At 62.8% G+C, this 15,768-nt stretch carries 15 protein-coding genes; 3 read left to right on the top strand and 12 right to left on the bottom strand.

Annotation, left to right across the window (positions count from 1 at the left end):
• Positions 1–17: 17 nt before the first annotated feature.
• The 4 genes from B0E50_RS14080 to B0E50_RS14065 form a co-directional block, all read right to left on the bottom strand.
• Positions 18–1,058, bottom strand: a complete 1,041-nt coding sequence (locus B0E50_RS14080; protein ID WP_077441915.1) for a C13 family peptidase — start codon at positions 1,056–1,058, stop codon at positions 18–20.
• 19 nt (positions 1,059–1,077) lie between these two features.
• Entirely contained in the window at positions 1,078–1,764 is a 687-nt protein-coding gene (mtnC, locus tag B0E50_RS14075; protein ID WP_077441914.1) for an acireductone synthase, read from the bottom strand.
• Between the two features lie 119 nt (positions 1,765–1,883).
• Positions 1,884–2,447, bottom strand: a complete 564-nt coding sequence (locus B0E50_RS14070; RefSeq protein ID WP_077441913.1) for an acireductone dioxygenase — start codon at positions 2,445–2,447, stop codon at positions 1,884–1,886.
• Positions 2,444–3,094, bottom strand: a complete 651-nt coding sequence (locus B0E50_RS14065; protein ID WP_077441912.1) for a methylthioribulose 1-phosphate dehydratase — start codon at positions 3,092–3,094, stop codon at positions 2,444–2,446. Before B0E50_RS14065 ends, B0E50_RS14070 begins: the two co-directional genes overlap by 4 nt.
• Positions 3,095–3,262: 168 nt before the next feature.
• On the opposite strand from B0E50_RS14065, the gene B0E50_RS14060 reads away from it, so the two are divergent.
• Positions 3,263–3,595 carry a high-potential iron-sulfur protein gene (locus B0E50_RS14060; RefSeq protein WP_077441911.1) on the top strand — a complete coding sequence of 111 codons (333 nt, stop codon included), beginning with the start codon at positions 3,263–3,265 and terminating at the stop codon, positions 3,593–3,595.
• Between the two features lie 465 nt (positions 3,596–4,060).
• Here the strand turns inward: B0E50_RS14060 and B0E50_RS14055 are convergent, their stop codons facing one another.
• Both B0E50_RS14055 and B0E50_RS14050 read right to left on the bottom strand, forming a co-directional pair.
• Positions 4,061–5,506: an amino acid permease gene (locus tag B0E50_RS14055; protein WP_077441910.1), complete on the bottom strand. Its 1,446-nt coding sequence runs from the start codon at positions 5,504–5,506 to the stop codon at positions 4,061–4,063.
• Positions 5,507–5,581: 75 nt separating this feature from the next.
• Positions 5,582–7,066 (bottom strand): amino acid permease, encoded by a 1,485-nt coding sequence (locus B0E50_RS14050; protein ID WP_077441909.1) that lies wholly within the window; start codon positions 7,064–7,066, stop codon positions 5,582–5,584.
• A gap of 182 nt (positions 7,067–7,248) precedes the next feature.
• On the opposite strand from B0E50_RS14050, the gene B0E50_RS14045 reads away from it, so the two are divergent.
• Positions 7,249–7,776 carry an NUDIX hydrolase gene (locus B0E50_RS14045; protein ID WP_254427288.1) on the top strand — a complete coding sequence of 176 codons (528 nt, stop codon included), beginning with the start codon at positions 7,249–7,251 and terminating at the stop codon, positions 7,774–7,776.
• Between the two features lie 88 nt (positions 7,777–7,864).
• Here the strand turns inward: B0E50_RS14045 and B0E50_RS14040 are convergent, their stop codons facing one another.
• The 6 genes from B0E50_RS14040 to msrA all read right to left on the bottom strand — a co-directional run bounded on the left by B0E50_RS14040 (position 7,865) and on the right by msrA (position 14,658).
• The gene (locus tag B0E50_RS14040; protein WP_077441907.1) at positions 7,865–8,386 is read right to left on the bottom strand and encodes a 3-hydroxyanthranilate 3,4-dioxygenase; all 522 of its coding nucleotides are present in this window, start codon (positions 8,384–8,386) and stop codon (positions 7,865–7,867) included.
• A gap of 112 nt (positions 8,387–8,498) precedes the next feature.
• Positions 8,499–9,122 carry a fasciclin domain-containing protein gene (locus B0E50_RS14035; protein ID WP_254427287.1) on the bottom strand — a complete coding sequence of 208 codons (624 nt, stop codon included), beginning with the start codon at positions 9,120–9,122 and terminating at the stop codon, positions 8,499–8,501.
• Between the two features lie 164 nt (positions 9,123–9,286).
• Entirely contained in the window at positions 9,287–9,886 is a 600-nt protein-coding gene (locus tag B0E50_RS14030) for a fasciclin domain-containing protein (protein ID WP_139350877.1), read from the bottom strand.
• Positions 9,887–10,054: 168 nt separating this feature from the next.
• Positions 10,055–11,944: a DNA topoisomerase IV subunit B gene (gene parE, locus B0E50_RS14025; protein ID WP_077441906.1), complete on the bottom strand. Its 1,890-nt coding sequence runs from the start codon at positions 11,942–11,944 to the stop codon at positions 10,055–10,057.
• 64 nt (positions 11,945–12,008) lie between these two features.
• Positions 12,009–13,856 (bottom strand): ABC transporter ATP-binding protein, encoded by a 1,848-nt coding sequence (locus B0E50_RS14020; RefSeq protein WP_174575047.1) that lies wholly within the window; start codon positions 13,854–13,856, stop codon positions 12,009–12,011.
• Positions 13,857–13,947: 91 nt separating this feature from the next.
• On the bottom strand, positions 13,948–14,658 hold the full coding sequence (gene msrA, locus B0E50_RS14015; RefSeq protein WP_077441904.1) for a peptide-methionine (S)-S-oxide reductase MsrA: 711 nt from the start codon (positions 14,656–14,658) through the stop codon (positions 13,948–13,950).
• A gap of 235 nt (positions 14,659–14,893) precedes the next feature.
• On the opposite strand from msrA, the gene B0E50_RS14010 reads away from it, so the two are divergent.
• Positions 14,894–15,721: an arylamine N-acetyltransferase gene (locus B0E50_RS14010; protein ID WP_077441903.1), complete on the top strand. Its 828-nt coding sequence runs from the start codon at positions 14,894–14,896 to the stop codon at positions 15,719–15,721.
• Positions 15,722–15,768 lie beyond the last annotated feature (47 nt).

Raw genomic sequence — 15,768 nt, 5'->3', positions numbered from 1 at the left:
GTTGCCAAGGTTCCAGATTACTGTGCTATCGATGTTGTACTGGTCGGCGCCGGCACCGTCGGCTTGAATGCCACCGCAGGGCCTGGCGTAAAGCCCTTGCGCCACAGCGCGAGCTGATCCGCGATGCCGATGCCGATATCGATCTGCGGTTCCGACGCGGTGAGTTTGTCCTGCTGCTCCCACTGGCTGATCTCGCCGCTGGCCTGCTTGAACGCATCGACGAAATCCGGGGTGCGATTCAGTGCATCCACCAGCCATGCCCTGCCGAAGTAGGTGATGTCCGAATCGCTGCCGCAGCCGAACGAGCTGCGGTCGGTACGCGCAGCAGTGAGTACCAGGGTGCCTGTGCCATGCAGCGGTGGCACGAAACCGCCGGAATAGCAGGCATTGACCACGACGACCTTCCACCTGAAATGCCGCTTGGCAAGGATGTCAGCCAGATCCTGAGCACCGATCTGATCGAGCGGCAGCGGGTCCATGTCGACCAGCAGGTTGTGATCCTCACCGCCGTGACTGGTGACGTAGAGCAGCAGAATGTCCTGGTCTGGCTGCATTGCCTTGTCCAGGCCGTCGAGCGCGGCTTCCAGGTTGCTCCAGCTGGCCAGTGGACGCGTGGCGAGGGTGGCTGGATTGTTTTCAAGCACGACGCTGTGGGTAGTGGCTCCAAATCGACGGGCGAACAGCTGTGCTGCGTATTCGGCCTCGTTGCGGAACACGTCCTCGCCACCATCGCCGGCAAACGCCAGCAGGTACAGGTTCGGCTTGCCGGCCACGCGTGGCGTGAGTTTTGCCAGTGCGTCGCGGACCATCTTCGGCTGCGCGTAGATCACCTGCTCGGGGGTTGGACCGGAGTTTGGCCAGTCATCACCGCTGTCGGCGGCGGTCCCGCTGGAGGAAGGCTCATCGGGTGAACTGCTGCCGGAGATGATCGTCGTGGAAGTCGCTGTGGCAGGCATGGGTGAGTTGGTGCTCGATGTCTGACCGGCACGGCCAGGCAGCAGCAGCATCAGCAGCACGCCGGCTGCAAAGGCAAGCAGGGTAGTCAGGATGGTGCGCATGGCGGGTTCGCGCCTGGGCTCAGGGAGTGATCGCGTTGAAGTCGCGATAGGCAGGATGGAGTGGTTCGGTCGGCCATGCCAGCGGTTCGCGGATCAGCCAGCCGGTGTGGAAGCCCGCGGCCCGTGCCGCGTCGAGTTCCTCCACGATGTCGGACAGGAACAGGATGTGTCCAGGCTGTTCATCGATTGCTGCGGCGATGCGTTGATAGGATTCGGTCTCCCGCTTCGGGCCGGTTTCGGTGTCGAAGTAGCCGGCAAGCAGCGGGGTCAGGTCGCCGGCCTCGCTGTAACGGAAAAACAACTGCTGCGCCGGCACCGAACCGGAAGAGTAGATGTACAAGTGCAGTCCGTTGGCGCGCCAGTCCCGAAGTCGGGCAGCGACTTCGGGATAGAAGTGGGCGCGGTAGTCACCAGCCGCGTAGCCGTCTTTCCAGATCATGCCCTGCAACGCTTTCAATGCGGTGGACTTGCGATCCTGGTCGATCCATTGCAGCAGCAGTTCGACGATGTCCTGCCGGCTGGCCTCGACGAGGCCTGCTTCCACGGCGGCTTCGTGCAGCCAGTGCTGCACTTCGGGGCGGTCGCCATGGGTTTCGATGAAGGCAGGCAACCGCTTGCGCGCATACGGAAACAACACGTCGCGGACGAAGCTGATCGAGCTGGTGGTGCCCTCGATGTCGGTGACGATGGCGCGAATTTCGATCATGACGGCGCTGGCGGAAAAAGAGCCAACAGCATAATCGAATGGCTGTCGCGTTGCGTTGCAGACAGGGCGCGCAAATGTGCGCACCGCCGCGGTTGCGGCAATCAGGGCGCCGCCATACTTCAGCCTGTCACGGTCTGGCGTGGCTGCATCCGCGGAAAACGCTGGGCGATGTCGTCACCGGTGAAGTTCGCCACCCAACCTTCCTTGTTGGTGAACAGCCGGATCGCCACGAAGCTGGGAGTCTCGCTCATGTCGAACCAGTGGCGGGTGCCGTCCGGCACGCCGATCAGGTCGCCCTGTTCACACAGGATATCGTAGACCTTGGCATTGATGTGCAGGGTGAACTGGCCTGAGCCGGCCACGAAGAAGCGCACTTCATCTTCGCTGTGGGTGTGCTCGCTGAGGAATTTCTGGCGCAGCACGGCACGGTCGGGGTGGTCGGGGGCGAGGCTGATCACGTCGACGGCCTGGTAGCCCTTTTCGGCCATCAGCCGGTCGATGTCGCTGCGGTAGGCAGTGATCACCTCGTCCTGACTGGCGCCGGGCGCGATTGGCTGGCTGGCTTCCCACTGCTCGAAACGGACGCCGACCTTGCCCAGTTCATGGGCAATCGAGGCGTGTTCAAGATGCTCGGCCAGCGGTGACTGCGGCCGGGATTCGTCGAAGATGCGCAATCGGCTCATGGTGCCCTCAGTTTTCTCAGGTCCAGCTCGCAACCGAGCAGGAATTCCAGTGCTTCGAGATGGCGTTCGGCGTCGGCCATGTCGCGACCCCAGGCATAGATGCCGTGGCCGTCGATCAGGTACGCGTGCAACGGCTTGCCCGCATCCAGCCAGGCGTCGACCCGGGCGACCAGCTCGGGCATGTGCTGGGTGTTCGGGAACACCGGGATCTCCAGCACACTGTCGTGCGTGCTGTAGCCGGTGATCGCCTTCTGCAGTTCCCAGCCCTGCAGCCGGATTGCACCGTCGCTTGCGAAGAGGCGCGAGGCCACGCTCTGCGTGCGCGAATGGGTGTGCAGCACGGCGTGTATTTCCGGCCAGCGCCGGTAGATCTGGGTATGCAGCGCCGTCTCGGCGCTGGGGCGGGCATCGGTGCCGACGGGTTTGCCGTCCAGATCGATCAGCATGATGTCGTCGCGGCCAAGCCGGCCCTTGTGCCGGCCCGAGATGGTGATCGCGGCGTGCTCTGCATCGACCCGCATCGAGAAATTGCTGCTGGTGGCCGGTGTCCAGCCCAGTGCCGACAGCTCGCGTGCCGTCTCCGCGATGGCGTCCGCGCAGGTGCCGAATCGGTTGGCGTCAATCGTGGCAGGCAGGGTCTGGGGCATGGGTTTGGACGTCCAAATGAGGAGCAATCATATCATGTGCCGGGCCGCGCCCCGGCTGTAACTGAGAGCCATTCTCGCAAGTCAGGAAACATTGCGTGGGTACGCGTAACATCAACGCGAATCCGGCGCAGGGTGCGCCGGACAGATTGCACCGACGGAGGCTTGCCCATGTCGAACGAGAAAGATATCGAATCACGTCGCCGGTTCCTCAAGATAGTGGCTGGTTCGGCTGCTGTTGCCGTGGTCGCAGGCGGGCTGCCACGTCTTGTGCGCGCGGCCGATCTGCCGCCGGTGACCGAAACGGATCCGACGGCCAAGGCACTCGGTTACGTGGAAGACGCCAGCAAGTCCGTCAACGCCAGGCACAAGGCCGGCGACGATTGCTCGAATTGCCAGTTCTACAGTGGTGCTGCCACCGGTCGCGGTCCGTGCCAGCTGTTCCCGGGCAAGTCGGTTAACGCGAAGGGCTGGTGCGTGTCACACACGCCGAAGAAGGCTTGAGCCTGGCGCGTCACGTTGCATGTGAGGTCGATGATAGGCCGGCGGTGTCGCCGGCCTTTTTGTTTGCATGAGCGACACGCGAGCGCTGCTCGTGGCGACCACGCGCAGAAAAATACAAAAAGGGGGGGGCGATGACGCGAGTGGTCGGGAGAAAGTGCTGCCCGACGCGTCAGGCTGAGGAGCTGGCCCACCTGACGCGCCGGACGGCGATCCGGGGCCCACTGCCAAGTGATCAACCCGCGGACTGCGGATGATACTCCCGCGATCGACGATTGGGCGATGAGACTGCGAAATTCTACCGAAAATTTCTCGTTAAATCTTTAATAAACAGCAACTTGAAGTGAAAAACTTGACTGATTTTTAAGAGTATTCGCCCTGGGAGCAGGCACCATGATTTATTGAAAGATCGCAGAAATTCAGTGAATTTTCACGAAATTAGACGGCGATGCAGCAATTTCGCGTCAATCATGCCGAGGGCAGATCACGCAACCGACTATGCCGGCGGCCATAGCCGAAATAGATCGCCATGCCGAGCACCGTCCAGATACCCAGCAGCAGCCACTGGTACCAGTTCTCCCAGTACAACAGGGTGAGGCAGCTGAGGACGCCGAGCACGCAGGTGACGGGTGCCCACGGCACGCGGAACGTGCGCGGCAGGTCGGGGCGCGTGCGACGCAGGATCAGCACGCCGGCGCAAACGGCGACGAAGGCGATCAGGGTGCCCATCGAGACGAGATCGCCGAGCACATCGAGCGGAAATACCGCCGCGAGTGCCGCGATGCCGACGCCGGTGATGACGGTGTTGATGTGTGGCGTGTGATAACGCGGGTGGATCTTGGCGAATACCGGCGGCAGCAGGCCATCACGACCCATGATCATGAAGATGCGTGGCTGCGCGATGATCATGACCAGAACCACCGACGACAGTCCGATCAAGGCACCGATCTCGACCAGCCAGCGCAACCAGCCGAGCTCGGCGTGCGCCCTCACGGCAGTGACGACCGGTTCGCTGGTGCCGAGCTGGTCGAACGGCAGCAGCCCGGTGATCACCGCAGCGACACCGATGTACAGCACGGTGCAGATGGCCAGCGACGCCAGCGTGGCGATCGGCAGGTCGCGCTGGGGGTTTTTTGCTTCCTGTGCCGCGGTCGAGGTCGCCTCGAATCCGATATAGGCGAAGAACACCAGCGTTGCCGCACGCATGATGCCCGGCCAGCCGTATTTCTCCGGACCTTGACTGGCAGGGATGAACGGGTGCCAGTAGTCCGTGTTCACGTAATGCCAGCCAGCCGCGATCACGATGATGATCAGGCCGACCTTGAGGATCACCATCGCCAAGTTCGCACCGCTGGATTCGCGGATGCCGACGTAACACAACCAGGTCAGCGCCAGCACGATGCCGACCGCAGGCAGGTTGAACAGCGCGCCGGTCGTCACGAGATGACCGTCCATGTAGGCAAGTGGCGCATTCGTCAACACGGCAGGCAGATGGATGCCGATGTGATCGAGCAGGCTGGTAAAATAGCCAGTCCAGCTGACCGCGACTGCCGAGGCGGAGACGCCGTATTCGAGCACCATGTTCCAGCCGATGAACCACGCCATCAACTCGCCCAGCGTGGCATAGGCGTAGGAATACGAACTGCCCGACATCGGGATCAGGGTGGCGAACTCGGCGTAGCACAGTGCGGTGAAGCTGCAGCAGATGGCTGCGATCACAAACGCGAGGATGATCGCCGGTCCCGCATGCTCGGCCGCAGCCTGGCCGGTGATCACGAAGATGCCGCCGCCGATCACCGCGCCGATGCCGAGAGCGGTGAGGCCCCATGGGCCCAGCGTCCGCCTCAGGCCGGGGCCGTCACCTTCGTCGACGTTCGAGAAATCGGTCTTGCGGGCAAGTAGCTGCTTGAGCATGGGCATTCCGGATATGACACCGGCACGGTGTCCACCGTGCCGGCAATGTTGCGGGCGAAGTGACGGGCTGTCGGATCAATCCGGCTCGGTACCGTTGGCCAGATGGCTCTTGCGGTAACCGTAGAGGTAGTAGATCACCAAGCCGACTGCTGCCCAGCTGAAGAAGATGATGATGGTCTTCAGCGAAAGGTTGAAGAACAGCAGCAGACAACCGATCACGGCAAGCGGGCAAACCAGCCAGGCCATCGGTGTGCGGAACGGGCGTGGCCGGTCAGGCTGCTTCTTGCGCAGGATCAGCACGCCGAGCGCCACCATCATGAAGGCAAACAAGGTGCCCGAGTTGGTGACGTCCGCCAGTATGCCCACCGGGAACATGGCGCCGAACAGGGAGACGAAGGTGCCGGTGATGAGGGTGATCACATGCGGCGTATGGAAGCGCGGATGGATCTTGGCCAGCGAGCTCGGCAGCAGGCCGTCGCGGGCCATGGTGAAGAAGATGCGGGTCTGTCCGTAGGTCATGGTCAGGATGACCGACGGCAGGGCAATGCTGGCTGCGAAGCCGATCAGGTTGCCCAGTGTGTTGTGGTCAAGCAGGCGCACGACGTGTGCCAGGGCCTCCTTGCTGCAGACGAGTGCCTGCGAGGCATGGCAGGCGGCTGCCATTTCGGGCGTGCCCGGCTGCAGTGCCATGCCGTCCGGACCGAGCATCGGCTGGGCTCCCACCGAACCGACGGCTCCATAACTCACCAACAGGTAATAGACGGTGCACACGCCCAGCGAGCCGATCAGGCCGATCGGGATGTTGCGGTTCGGGTTCTTGGTCTCCTCGGCTGCCGTCGACACGGCGTCGAAGCCGACGTACGCAAAGAAGATCGAGGCGGCTGCGCCAAGCACGCCGATACCTCCCATCGGACTGCCCCAGCCATTCGGCACGAACGGGTGGAAGTTCGGATCCTTCACGGCAGGCAGCGCCACGAAGATGAACACGGTCAGTGCCGCGACCTTGATCAGCACCAGAAAGGCATTGACCTTGGCCGACTTGGAGGTGCCCACGACCAGCAGGAAGGTGACAGCCAGTCCGATCAGGAAAGCGAGCAGATTGAACGTGCCGCCGTCCATCGGACCGGTGCGCAGGAATTCCGGAAGCCCGAACCCGCGGTTGGCCAGCAGGCCATTCACGTAGCCCGACCAGCCGACGCAGACCGTACTGGCAGCGATCGTGTACTCCAGCACCAGTGCCCAGCCGACAACCCAGGCCACACTCTCGCCGAGCACGCCGTAGGTGTAGGTGTAGGCGGAGCCAGCCACTGGCACCATCGAAGCCAGTTCGGCATAGGCCAGTGCGGCCAACGCGCAGACCACGGCGGCGATCACGAAGGCGACCATCATGCCGGGGCCTGCTTTCTGGCCGGCTTCGGCAGTCAGCACGAAAATGCCGGTGCCGATGATGGCGCCGATACCGAGCATGGTGAGCTGGAAGGGACCGAGCTGCCGTGTGAGGCCTTTTTTCTCGGCGGTGGCGAGAATCTGGTCGAGCGACTTGACGCGCTGGAAAAGCATTTGGTGACTCCCCGTGGAAACAAACACCACACTCGTCCGTAACCGCGACGAATATGACGCGACGAGCCGATGTGACGAGCAACCATAACGGAGTGGGGGAAGGGGAACAAGCTGCGACGCAGCTATGATGGGCGCTGTTCCAGCACGCCATGTCTGAAGTCATGCAACCTGAGTTATCACGAATGCTTGCCGATCTCGGGGAGTATGCCTCGCACTGTCCGGATGAAGTCGAGTCGGCTGCGCAGTTCACCCTTTTCCTGCGCTCCGACCCTGCCGTGTTCGAGCGCAGTCATCTGGCCGGGCATTTCACCGGTTCGGCGTGGTTGGTCGGCGAGGATGACACTCGCGTATTGCTGATGCACCATCGAAAGCTGGATCGCTGGCTGCAGCCTGGCGGTCATGCCGACGGCGATGCCGACTTGGCACGGGTGGCGTTGCGCGAAGCACAGGAAGAGACCGGCATGGCGGGGTTGCAGGTCGAGCCTGGCATTTTCGATATCGACCGCCACCGCATACCGGCACGTGCGAACGAGCCGGAGCATTGGCATTACGACGTGCGCTATGTGGTGCGTGCTGGCGAGGACGATCGCTTCGTGATCAACGAGGAATCACAGGCACTGGCCTGGCGCACGGTGGCAGGCGTGGCGCATGACGTCAGCTTCGACAGTTCGCTGCGGCGGATGGCGCGCAAATGGCTGTTGCGCCGGTAGGGCACACCCTGCGTGCAATGTTCTTGGCGGCATGCGAAAAAACGCAATCGCGCGACCGAAAGAAGTCCCTTTTGGACAGGGTGCGCTCCTACCCGTATTTCGCGGGCGCCGGGTTGAGGTGCCCGCACTCGCCGCAGGTACGTGCCTCGCGAGATCCGTAGAAGCGGTCGAACACCGGCGGGAAATCGTGCTCGATGCTGTCGAGCACGAAGTACTCCTCGTACAGCTTGTGGTTGCAGCGTTCGCAAAACCACAGCAGGCCATCCTTTTCGCCACTGATGCGGCGGCGCTCGATCACCAGTCCGATCGATGCCGGCATCCGTTGCGGCGAATGCGGCACCCGGGGTGGCAGGTAGAACATCTCGCCGGCGCGGATTGGAATGTCGCGAGCCTGTCCGTCGTCCTGCACTTTCAACACCATCTCGCCCTCCAGCTGGTAGAAGAACTCAGGGCCTTCGTCGTGATGGTAGTCGGTTCGCGCGTTGGGACCGCCGACGATCATGATGATGAAGTCGCCATCGACGATGCACTTGTTGCCGACCGGCGGCTTCAACAGGTGGCGGTGTTCGTCGATCCAGTGCTGGAGGTCGAGCGGCGGCAGCAGGGCCATGCGAAATTCCCATGAAAACCAGCTAGCACCTTAGCGCCGATATCACCGCAAAAAAAGCCGCCCGAAGGTGAATCAGAGCGATTGACAGCTTGCAGCGTTGCGTTGAAACCCCTTACGGGATCAGTGCCTGATCGATCACCATGATCATGCCGTTGGATTGCGCCAGGTCGGCGACGGTGACGTGGGCGACATTGCCCTTGTCGTCGCTGATCGCCCAGCGGTCGGCGTCCTTGGTGATGGTGATCGAGTCGCCTTCGAGGGTCTTCAGCGAAGCGGTGCCGCCGCCTGCTTCGACCGCCTTGGCCAGATCCTTCGTGGTCAGGCGTCCTGGCACGACGTGGTAGCCGACGTCGCGGGCCAGCGCATCCTCGTTGCCGGGCTTGAACAGGCGGTCATGCGTACCCGTGGGCAGCGCGGCAAACGCCTTGTCGTTCGGTGCGAACAGGGTGTAGGGGCCCGGGCCTGCAAGCGTGCCGGCCAGGTTCGCGGTCTTCATCGCAGCAGCCAGTGTGGTGAGGTCCTTCGCGCCGTCGACGTTGTGAACGATGTCATTCGACGGCGACATGGTGGGCTCACTGGGCGGCGCGGGTTTCGGCGCGGTGATCTTGATCATGTCGGATGTGTCGGTCTTGTTGGTCTTGCCAGTCTTGCCGGCCACCGCCAAAGGCGTCATGGCCGATGCCAGCGAGAGGCCGATGAGGCAGGTCCGCAGGAGTCGCGCGATTTTCACAGCCATTTCCCTTCTCTTGTCCGTTGCATGGATCGGAAGCATGCGGAAGTCTGCCGCAGATGCCTCCCATAGGAGTGTATCCAACATTGCGGTGCTGCCGTCACAACGAAAAACCGCTCCGACGAGGGAATCGGAGCGGCGGTGAGATTCAAACGTTGCGCTGCAGCTGGTTACGGCATCAGCACCTTGTCGATCACGAAGATCACGCCATTGGACTGGATCACGTCGGGGATGGTGATGTCGGCGACATTTCCCTTGTCGTCAGTGACTGTCCATTTGCTGCCGTCCTTGCCCACGGTGATCGAATCTCCTTCGACGGTTTTGAGTACGGCCTTGCCACCCCCGGCCTGGACGGCCTCGGCCAGATCATGCGAAGTCAGCCGGCCAGGGACCACGTGATAGGTGAGGATCTTTGTCAGCGTGGACTTGTTCTCGGGCTTCAACAGGTTATCGACCGTGCCTGCGGGCAATGCTGCAAACGCCTCGTTAGTCGGTGCGAATACAGTGAATGGACCCGTGCCGGAAAGGGTGTCGACCAGACCGGCAACCTTTACGGCGGCGACCAGAGTGGTGTGGTCCTTCGAGTTCACCGCGTTCTGGATGATGTTCTTCGACGGATACATCGCGGCACCGCCAACCATCGGGTCCTTGTGCATGCCCATCGAGCCCATCGCATCTGACTGGGCAAAGGCCATCGGCACAGCAGCGGCGGTGGACAAGGCGATGCAAAGGCTTGCAACGAGAATGCGCATGGAATGGTTCGTCTTCATTGTCTGTTTCTCCAGGTCTTTTCCGCTTACCGGATGGGAAGCATGTGGAGATACGGCGCCCGCTCAGTTCCGGATGCACTGATGCCGATGAATATCCGCGATGTGAATCTTTGGTGATTGGCAGATGCGCTTAACCGCGGGTATCACGCCCGCAGGTTTAGCAATGATTCAAACCTCGAGCGTTGCCAGGTCGCCTTTCTCTTCCAGCCATGCCTTGCGATCGCCGGCACGCTTCTTTGCCAGCAACATGTCCATCAGCCTTGATGTGCCATCGTCGTCGCCGATGGTGAGCTGGACCAGTCGGCGCGTATCCGGATGGATGGTCGATTCGCGCAGTTGCGGTGGATTCATCTCGCCCAGGCCCTTGAAACGGGTGGTGCTGACCGCTCCCTTGATCTTCTCGCGCTCGATCCGTTGCAGCATCGCTTCCTTCTCGCTTTCGTCGAGGCAGTAGAACACCTGCTTGCCGACATCGACGCGGAACAGCGGCGGCATTGCCACGAACACGTGGCCTTCGCTGACCAGCGTCGGGAAATGCTTCAGGAACAGTGCGGCCAGCAGCGTGGCGATATGCAGGCCATCGGAGTCCGCGTCGGCGAGGATAATCACCTTGCCGTAGCGCAGGCCGGACAGATCGTCCTTGCCTGGGTCGCAGCCGATCGCGACGGCGAGGTTGTGCACTTCTTCCGACGCCAGCACCGAGGTCGATTCGACTTCCCAGGTGTTGAGGATCTTGCCGCGCAGCGGCAGGATCGCCTGGAACTCCTTGTCACGCGCCTGCTTGGCGCTGCCGCCGGCCGAGTCGCCTTCGACCAGGAACAATTCGGTGCGGGTGAGATCGGTGGCGGTGCAGTCGGCCAGCTTGCCGGGCAGTTGCGGGCCCTGGGTGATCTTCTTGCGCACGATCTGCTTGGCGGCTTTCAGGCGCGCGCTGGCCCGTTCGATCGCCAGCTGGGCAATCCGCTCGCCCATCTCCACGTTCTGGTTGAGCCACAGGCTGAAAGCGTCGTGGATGACGTTCTCGACCATGCCGGCGGTCTGGCGCGAGGACAGGCGCTCCTTGGTCTGGCCGGCGAATTGCGGATCCTGCAACTTGGCCGACAGCACGAAGGCGAGCCGTTCCCATACATCTTCCGGTGCGAGCTTGACGCTGCGCGGCAGCAGATTACGTATCTCGCAGAACTCGCGGATCGCGGTCGTGAGGCCGGTGCGCAAACCATTGACGTGGGTGCCACCTTGCGCGGTGGGGATCAGGTTGACGTAGCTTTCCTGCACCAGTTCGCCTTCCGGCAACCAGGCCAGCGCCACTTCCAGACCTTCCACGTCGCGCGCCATGTGGTGCACGAACAGCTCGTTCGGCAACGCCTCGCTGCCGTCGAGTTCGCCGCGCAGGTAGTCGCGCAGGCCATCCTCGTAATGCCACTCGATCGTTTCGCCACTGGCTTCGTCGGTGAGCTTGACGTTGAGGCCGGCGCACAGCACGGCTTTCGCGCGCAGCAGATGCTTGAGCTTCGACAGCGAGATCTTCGGCGAATCGAAATACTTCGCTTCTGGCCAGAAGCGCAAGGTGGTGCCGCTGCGCTTCTTGGGTACCGTACCGATCACTTCCAGCGGGCTGATCTTGTCGCCGTGCGCGAACACCATCTGGTATTCGGAGCCGTCGCGGCGGATGTTCACCTCGACCCGGTCGGACAGCGCATTGACCACCGAGACGCCGACGCCGTGCAGGCCGCCGGAGAAGTTGTAGTTCTTGCCGCTGAACTTACCGCCCGCGTGCAGCCGGGTCATGATCAGCTCGACGCCCGAGACGCCTTCTTCCGGGTGAATGTCCACCGGCATGCCACGGCCGTCGTCGCTCACTTCCACCGAGCCGTCGTTGTAGAGCATGACCTCGATCGAGCTGGCGTGGCCGGCCAGCGCCTCGTCCACCGAGTTGTCGACCACCTCCTGCACCAGATGGTTCGGGCGGGTGGTGTCGGTGTACATGCCGGGTCGGCGTTTGACCGGATCCAGGCCGGAGAGGACTTCGATATCGGCGGCGTTGTAGCGACTGCTCATGCGTGTCTACGGGTGGGTCAAGACCGCGAAGCATGGGGCGCACAGGGCGCCAGGGTCAAGCCGATCAGCGATAGCCCTGTGCCTGCAACGAGAACAGATGCGCATAGTGGCCGTCCTGCGCCATCAACTGTTCGTGGCTGCCGTGCTCGATGATGCGGCCGTCCTGGATCACGATGATCTGGTCAGCCATGCGCACGGTGGAGAAGCGGTGCGAGATCAGGATCGCGATGCGGTTGCCGGCCAGCTCGCGGAAATGCGCGAAGATGCTCGCCTCGGCCTGGGCGTCCATCGCGGCGGTGGGTTCGTCCAGCACCAGGATGTCCGCGCGTGAGCGCATGAAGGCGCGGGCGAGGGCGATCTTCTGCCATTGGCCGCCGGACAGTTCACGTCCTTCGCGGAACCATTTGCCGAGCTGGGTGTTGAAGCCGGACGGCAGGCCGTCGATGAACTCGCTGGCCATGCCCTTGTCGCTGGCCTCGCGCCAGCGCGCCTCGTCCTCGAAATGGCTGACATCGCCGGCGCCGACGTTCTCGCCGACGCGCATCTGGTAGCGCGCGAAATCCTGGAAGATCACGCCGATGCGTTGCAGCAGGGTGCTTTCGTCCCAGTTGCGCAGGTCGGTGCCGTCGAGCAGGATACGGCCGCTGTCGGGCGAGTACAGCCGTGTCAGCAGCTTGATCAGGGTGGTCTTGCCGGAGCCGTTCTGGCCGACCAGGGCCAGCGATTCGCCGGGGCGGATATGCAGGTTGATCTCATGCAGCGCCGGTTCGCTGGCGCCGGGGTAGGTGAAGCTGACCTGCTCGAAGCGGATGCCATCGTCCGGCTTCGCGCCGTGCTGGGCGGTGCCCGGCGACGGCGGTACCGGGGTTTCCAGGTATTCGTACAGGGTCGACAGATACAGGTTGTCCTCGTACATGCCGCCGATCGCCGACAGCATCGCCGAGACCGCCGACTGGCCCTGCCGGAACAGCGACAGGTACATGGTCATCTGACCCAGCGTGATGCGACCGACCACCGTGGTCATGGCGATCCACGCATAGGCGCCGTACAGCGTGATCGTGCCGAGCAGGCCGAGTCCGAAGCCCCAGCTTTCGCGGCGGACGGTCAGGTCGCGGTCCTCGCCATAGAGCTTGTCGAAAATGTCGCGGTAGCGATCCAGCAGCAGCGGACCGAGCTCGTACAGCTTGACCTCCTTGGCGTGGTCCTCGCGTGCCAGTACGGTTTCCAGATACAGCTGCATGCGCGTTTCCGGCGAACGCCAGCGGAAAAGCCGGAACGCATCGCCGGAAAACTTGGTCTCGGACAGGAACGAGGGCAGCCCGGCCAGCAGCAATACCACCACCGCCCATGGCGAGAAATGGAATAACAAGGTGCCGTAGCTGATCAGCGATATCGCGTTCTGGCCCAACCCGAACGTGCGGGTGACCAGCGAAAGCGGACGGGTCGACGCCTCGCGGCGGGCGCGGGTGAGCTTGTCGTAGAACTCGGAATCCTCGAAGTGCGCCAGCTCCAGCGTCAGCGCCTTCTCCAGGATCATCACGTTGACGCGTTGTCCCAGTTGCGCGCGCAGCAGCGACTGGCACATCGACAGGCCGCGCTGTGCACCGGCGAGGGCCACCACCAGGATGCCTTCCAGCGCCACCCACTTGAACACCGAAACCAGTGGCGCATGGCCATTGCTCGCCCACTGGCGGCTTGCGGTGACCACTGTGTCGACGATATGCGCGCCGACATAGGCCACGCCGGCCGGCAGCAGACCGGCAATCAGCGTCAGCAACGCCAGTGCGACGGTCAACGGGCGGCTGGTGCTCCAGACCAGTTCCAGCGCCCGCCCGCTGTAGCGGAACACGCCCAGGAAGCTGCGGGTGAGTTCGGTGGATTCAGCCGGCGATGAATGAGCGTGAGGCGGCACGTGGGGAGCACATCAGGGCAGGCGCGTTAAGGGTGCGGAAGTCCAGACATGGGGCTCGTGCCGCCTCATGCAAGTCAAACCTGATCCGGTATCAGTGCAGCTGAACATCCACCACTTGCTGATCCGGCTGATACAGCGTCGGGAACAGTTTCTGCAGATTCGCGACTTTGGGTGCATCGTTGATGACGATGTACGGATTGTCCGGATGCTCGCTGAAGTAATGCTGGTGGTACGCCTCGGCCGGGTAGAACGCCTTGAGCGGCACGACCTGGGTCACGATTGGTGCCGGGAAGGACTTGGCTGCCGTCAGCTGGGCGATGTAGTCGGTGGCGATCTTCTTCTGCTCGTCGTTGCCGTAGAAGATCACAGAGCGGTATTGCGTGCCGCTGTCCGGACCCTGCCGATTGAGTTCGGTGGGATCGAGCGCGACCGAGAAGAACACCTGCAGCAACTGGCCGTAGCTGACCTTGACTGGGTCGAACTGTACCCGGACCGACTCCGCATGGCCGGTATCGCCGTCGCTGACCTCGTCATAGTGCGCCGTGTCGGCGGCGCCGCCGGAGAAGCCGGCCACCACCTTGTGCACGCCCTTGACGTGCTCGAACACGGCCTCGATGCCCCAGAAGCAGCCGCCGGCCAGTACCGCGGTCTGCTCGCCCGCGGCGGCGCTCCTTGGCGCATCCACGGTGGGCGCGGGCAGAGCCTGCGCATCGCTGGCCGCAGCGGGTTGGCAGGCGCTCAGCCCGGCTACCATCAAGGCGGCGACTAGCGGAATAACGTGAATGGCAGTTCGACGAATCATGGTGTGCCTCGTTGACAGTGGTTGATCGGGCCGATCTTCGGTCCATGAAGCTACGTGGAAGCGCCTGCAACAGATGCAACAGATGCAACGACGGCCAATGCGAATGCCGTTGCATGCGTCGGATACTGTCTCTTCGCTGCCAGTGTGGCTCTGGTTACCTGGGTGACGACCATCAGCAGGCGGGTACTATCGTGGTCCCGATTTCCCGAATATCGAGCCCGTGGATATTGAGCCAATGAGTGGATCCATCGACATGGAGGCCTACCTCCGGCGCATCGGCCATGCAGGCCCAGTCGCACCGCAGTTGCCGACCCTGCATGCGCTGGCAATCGCCCATGTGGCCGCGATCCCGTTCGAGAATCTCAATCCGCTGCTCGGCCTGCCGGTCGATCTCGAGCTGGCCGCGCTGCAGCGCAAGCTGGTGCAGGACGGCCGCGGCGGTTACTGCTTCGAGCAGAACCTGCTGTTCGCTGCGGTGTTGCGGACGATCGGTTTCGAGGTGTCGGGGCTGATCGCGCGCGTGCTGTGGACGCGGCCTGAGGATGCGGTGACGCCACAGACGCACATGCTGTTGCGCGTCGAGTTGGCCGGGGAGAGCTGGCTGGTCGACGTCGGCTTTGGCGGACAGAATCTTTCCGGTGCGTTGCGGTTGCAGGCGGATACCGAGCAGGCGACCCCGCTGGAGCCATGCCGGCTGGTGCAGATGGATGGCGACTGGCGCATGCAGTCACTGGTGCGCGGGCAGTGGTTGTCGTTGTATCGCTTCGACCTGCGCCCGGTGCCGCTGATCGACTACATCGTGGCCAATCACTATGTGTCGACGCATCCGGACTCGTTCTTCGTCTACAACCTGAATGTGGCACGCACAACATCGGATCGCCGGCTGAGTTTGCGCAACCGCGAATTCACCGTGCGGCGCATCGGGCTTGAACCCGAGCGACGCATGCTGGGCAGCGTCGCCGAGATCCGCCAGGCGCTGGAGCGGGAATTCCTGATCAGGCTGCCGGCGCACCCGCAGCTCGATCAGCGGCTGCTGAACTTGCCGGACAACGTGCCAGGTTAGGAAGCCTCAAAAAAGCCTTTCATAAGCCGTCATTCCAGCGAAAACTG

The sequence above is a fragment of the Rhodanobacter sp. C01 genome (assembly GCF_002001045.1).
Classification (GTDB): Bacteria; Pseudomonadota; Gammaproteobacteria; order Xanthomonadales; family Rhodanobacteraceae; genus Rhodanobacter.
This window is presented reverse-complemented; position numbering and strand designations above follow the sequence as displayed.